The sequence below is a fragment of the Mesorhizobium sp. M7A.F.Ca.US.005.03.2.1 genome (assembly GCF_003997795.1).
Classification (GTDB): Bacteria; Pseudomonadota; Alphaproteobacteria; order Rhizobiales; family Rhizobiaceae; genus Mesorhizobium; species Mesorhizobium ciceri.
This window is the reverse complement of the sequence record NZ_RZRP01000513.1, coordinates 1-4,620: the sequence shown is the minus strand read 5'-3', so window position 1 is coordinate 4,620 and position 4,620 is coordinate 1. Positions and strand designations below refer to the sequence as shown.

Genomic DNA, 4,620 nt, shown 5'->3' with positions numbered 1-4,620 from the left:
CGCTTTCGCGCTTGGAGCGCGCGGCCATGGCGGCATTGGCGAAGGTAGTGTCGCCCGCCTGCTGCACGAGTTTGATGAATGCTCCACCGCCCACATCAGACGCGACGCGCATTTTCTTCAAACGCTCCAGACGGCGCATCTCGCTCGGAAAGTGCTGGGTGCGGAATCTGTGGCGAAGGGATTCCAATTCGGCCGCCTTCATGCCGGTCGTGACTCTTGGCGCGCGCAGCACCGCACCGATGAGCGCCATATCGTTGCTCGCAAGAGCGTCGTTGATCTCCTTGGCGAGTTCATCGGGAGTCAGTGCCTTCAGCGAGGCCCGAATCTCTTGATCGTACCGCTCTCCAGCCGTGGCGTCCGGTGGGGGCGCAAACGTCACTTTCTCAAGCGACGCTATCGTCGTATCAACCTTCTCCTGAGCGGCGAGCAAGCGGGCCGCGACACGCTCGCCACTTTTGCGCGCCGCACTAGCCACTTGGATCACGGCGGCAGCTAGCGGCTGCGACCCGTCCCCGTACACAGTCTCAGCGAGAGCGACCAGCGCGTGGGCCTCCTCGCGAGCTACCTTCATCGCCGCCGATAGAGCGACATGCTCCAGGTCAGGTTCGGGCTTCGTATTGCCGATCTGCCTCTCGGCGAAATGGTCGATCGTCCGCTCATCGATGGAGGGCGAGACGTGCAATTTCAGTTCCTGTTCGGCAACGCTTGCCATGTGACTTCTCCTACACTTTTCTATTTTCAAGGACGAGCAAGGCGAAGCTGGCGCGAGACACGCCCGCCTGAATCTCGACAAATCCGCCGCTTGCCAATTGCTTGGAGCGGGGTGCCAGCATGATGCGCGCGACATGCTCTTCGCGCTCTAAGCACTGGAAGGTCCCCTTGAGACCGTTGATCGTCACCGGCTCGCCGATCTCGAAGACAGGGCTTTCCACCGCGATCAGCATTTCGGCATCCTTTTGGACGCCGGTGAAACTGCCATCGGAGTTTTTGCGGATCAGCTTCGCATCCTGCCCGCCGCTGGGGTTGCCAACGAAGCCCAGGATGCACCAGCGCAACCCTGATCCCGCCACGACGATATCGCCGACTTGCACGGTCATCAGATTGCTCCCATCAGTTTGGCTTCGGTCCAATCAGCCTCGGGGGAGATGTCGTGTCCGACCATCAGATTGAAGGCGAGGCGCCAGCGCATTATCCATTCGGTGCTGCCGTTTTCGCGCCGCAACTTGATGAACTGGTCGCGCTCTTCGACCACGGCAAATGGCTCGTCACCGTAGAGCGTGTACACGTCGCCCTGATCAATCTCCGTGGTGCCCAGCCACCCCATGAAGATGTCGTTCTCCGACTCCAGCGCGTAGACGATATCGTCGCCATAGGGTGTCGGCTCAGGGCGCACTAGGAACGCGTGACGCCCGTCATGCAGCCCCTCGATGTCAACAGCATCAAGCAGAAACGCGACCACCCATTTGTGGCCCAGCGTGGTTTGAACTACGTCGCCTTCGCGCATGCTGTCCTCACATCGGAATGGCTGTGGTTGTGGTCTTCGTGTGACGTCGGTTGCGAGCGATGACAGCCAGGCATCCAGCGACGGCATTCGCCACGTCGTCATGCCCATTGGGGTTGTGATCGATCGTCTCGCGGCCACCGCTCGTCACGCGGCGCTGCATGCCGACGAGCTGCGACACCAGCTTGGAATGATCCAGAAGCTGGATCGAGCGGCTGTTCAACATCGGCAAAAAGTTCAGGAACAGCTCGCTCTTGTTGAGCGGCGACTTGATGTATCGGATGCCATACCGGTCGAAGGCGTCGACGACCCACTGAGCCGCGTAGTTGTCGCCATAGACTGAATCGCAGCCATACGTCTTGAGCGTCGCGGCGAACTTCATCACGACCTGTTCGGGGCGGAACGGCGGCTTCACCTCGTCCACCAAATCCAGAATGATCAGGTCTTTTCCAAGCTGCTGGTCGTCCAGCCCGTCATGTCCGATGCCCAACGTGAAACTGTCGGTGCCACTGCCGCCAGCCGGGTCGCAGAAGGCCGTGTAGGGCTGGCGCAGAGCGTTGGGCAGAATTGCTGCCAGACCCGCAGCTACGCACGCTTGCACGACGGCAAGGTCCACAAAGGCCGCCAAGTCCTCTCGGAACTCGCCCAGATACTCGGCCCGCGCGGCAGCAGCATCGCGTTCCAGTGCACGCGTCACGACACGCTGCGATAGGCTCGGATTGAAGTCGCGGCTTGCACCCCTCGCGACAAGGATAAGGGGATCACCATTCGGGCCGAAGTCGCGCTCGACCGCTTGGAACACTTCGCCCGACTTTGCGAACGGCGAGCTGATCGCGATCAGGGGTCCAGATGTCGTTGCCAGCGAGGGGCGTATCGCGTTCAAAATTTCCTTGTCGGTGTTGGCGGAATATTCCTCCGACTGGAAGAACGCCAACTCATCGAAGATCGCGCCAATGCTGGTGACGCCACGCAACCCGCGCCATGTCGCGGCGCGCACTTCCAGTTCAATGCCGGTCTTGAGAGCGATGATGTCGGCACTGACATTATCGACGCGCTGCGCAAACAGGGGGAGGTTGAAGATCGACTTGGCATAGTCGAATGCGATGTTCGCCTGTTTCTGATTGTAGCCGAGATAGAAGAGCTTGCCGGTTTCACCCGGGACCAGCACGTCCGACCAGTCGCAGAGGGCGGCTAAGTAGGCACTGAGGACGGACATGGCGCGTGTCTTGCCGCCACGGCGTCCGACGATCCCCCAGAACTCCTCGACGGGGGACAGCGGCTCGTGCTCGCGCTGGGTCAAGGCGGTGAAGATGACACGCTCTTCTGCCGTCAGCGGCTCACCCATCAAGGCGATCAACATGACCCGCCACGGCAGCCAACTGTCGCCGGTTAAGATCGTGCCGAACAGGTCCGGGTCGGCTAAGGCTTCGCGCATGGAGATGATGGGTTTCATGCCGCTGCCTGCTTCCGCTTGGCTGCGATATGCCCCTCTATCGTCCGGGCTGGCTTCGCCTTGCGCTTGAGACCAAGACGATCTAGCAGGCGCCCTAGGTTGCCGGCCGTCCGATTGTAGAGATCAAGGGTGCGCTCGCCGACCGTCTCGTCCTCAGCGAAGCGCGTCTCCAGCTTCTCAAGCTCAATGGTCAGCACGGCAACGCGGCGGATCAGGGACTTCTCGGCGGCTGACATGGCATCCAGACCGCCTCGATCATCCACATGCTCGGCAATGACTTCCTTCATCCGGCGCACGTAAAGGGAACGCTCGTCTCTTGCGCCTAACAGAGTGGCGCTGCCGTTTGCGATCCGGGAGCGCTGCGGGGATTTCTGCCCCTCGGCTGAAGGCTGGTCGGCTAGGGCATCCATGGGCGAGTTTCCGGGGCTGATCGCCGCGTTACAGCAGCAGATGCAGTTGCTAAGAGCCTTGTTAGATTTGAATGTAAGCACACGTTACGCTGCGCAAGCGCTGTAAAACAAGGATTTATTTGGATGTTTGCATCGATGACTGAATAACTAACACTTATTCTGTCAGCAATATTGCGAGGGGTGCAGCAAATTGCGGCTTCAGTCGAGTGTTTTTAATCTGGGCAATACAGCCGCCCACAGCGCGTTTCGTTGCTGTCCAGTGCAGTACTCGGGCAGGGGGACGTTCCACGCTGTAGCGCCCACCTAGCCAGCCCACCACATGCAAGCAAGCCCGCAACAGCGGGGACAGCTTGCCGCCCGCAGCGATCGGGGGAAATTATCTTCCTTTCCAGGGAAACAACGCCACGAGCAGGAGCAGCACTTGCAGCACTATGGACACCCCCCTTTAGGGGGGTCCTAGACTGCTGCACTGCTGCCCCGTGGCTCTGCAGCGGTGCCGCAGCACTCAAAAAACGCGACTGCTGCACTGCTGCAACCGGCTTCAAAACGGTATCTCCCTACTGGTCAAAATCCACGTAGGTCGTGTCTCCCGATTGCTGTCTTTGCGATCTTCCTCAATGATCAGCCCGCGCTGCTGGAGTTCATCTATTACCTGCTGCGCGCGCTTTCTCGCCGACTTATGCCGGGCAAGAACGTCAGCCGATTTCAGGCCGCGTCCTATGTCGTAATCGAGCAATTCCCCGATAGCGTATCCGGCCCAATCGTTGGCCTTCTCGCTCACCCTCTGGTCGCCCTTTTCGAACAGTTTCAACAGGTCGGGCAGCTTGTCGTCTTCGAACAGCGGCTCACCTTCGGGTGGCGTCCATGATGTCGGGACGCCAACCCAGTCGCTTGGTTCGAGATCCTGCTCCTTTCCGGCATTGCCAACCGGAACACTTACGAGGACATACCAACATCGGCTGACAGCTGGCGGGGCTAGGTTTTGCTTCGCCGGTCGCTCGTAAATGTATCGGCGATAAGACGGCTTTTCCCTGCCGTTTGCGTCGAAGCCAAGTAGGCCGAAGTTCTCGGCTTCATCTTCGGTCATAGTGTCGATGACACGCGCCATGCGAGCCGCGTCGGTCAGCGAGCGAGCACCGCGAATTGTCTCCACCGATTGCCCCTCGCCATTTGTCTTGCGCGAGTGGTGGATGACATCGACAGCGCACTTGCCCTTACTGGCGAGGCGACCCAACTCCTTCATCACGGCGTCGATC

5 protein-coding genes and 1 pseudogene are annotated in these 4,620 nt (G+C 60.0%); all 6 read right to left on the bottom strand.

Features of this window, described 5'->3' with window-relative positions:
• A partial coding sequence (locus tag EN991_RS24375) for a hypothetical protein (RefSeq protein WP_164769347.1) occupies positions 1–712 on the bottom strand: 712 nt, incomplete at its 3' end.
• 10 nt (positions 713–722) lie between these two features.
• The gene (locus EN991_RS24370; RefSeq protein WP_127369719.1) at positions 723–1,097 is read right to left on the bottom strand and encodes a hypothetical protein; all 375 of its coding nucleotides are present in this window, start codon (positions 1,095–1,097) and stop codon (positions 723–725) included.
• The gene (locus EN991_RS24365) at positions 1,097–1,504 is read right to left on the bottom strand and encodes a hypothetical protein (RefSeq protein WP_127369718.1); all 408 of its coding nucleotides are present in this window, start codon (positions 1,502–1,504) and stop codon (positions 1,097–1,099) included. The genes EN991_RS24370 and EN991_RS24365 overlap by 1 nt, the downstream gene beginning before the upstream one ends.
• Positions 1,505–1,511: 7 nt before the next feature.
• Positions 1,512–2,954, bottom strand: coding sequence for a hypothetical protein (locus EN991_RS24360; protein WP_127369717.1), 1,443 nt, complete (start codon positions 2,952–2,954; stop codon positions 1,512–1,514).
• A complete protein-coding gene (locus EN991_RS24355; protein ID WP_127369716.1) occupies positions 2,951–3,364 on the bottom strand; it encodes a hypothetical protein in 414 nt (137 codons plus the stop codon). Before EN991_RS24355 ends, EN991_RS24360 begins: the two co-directional genes overlap by 4 nt.
• Before the next feature lie 541 nt (positions 3,365–3,905).
• Positions 3,906–4,620 (bottom strand): annotated as a pseudogene (locus EN991_RS39975) (helicase RepA family protein); the annotation flags it as partial.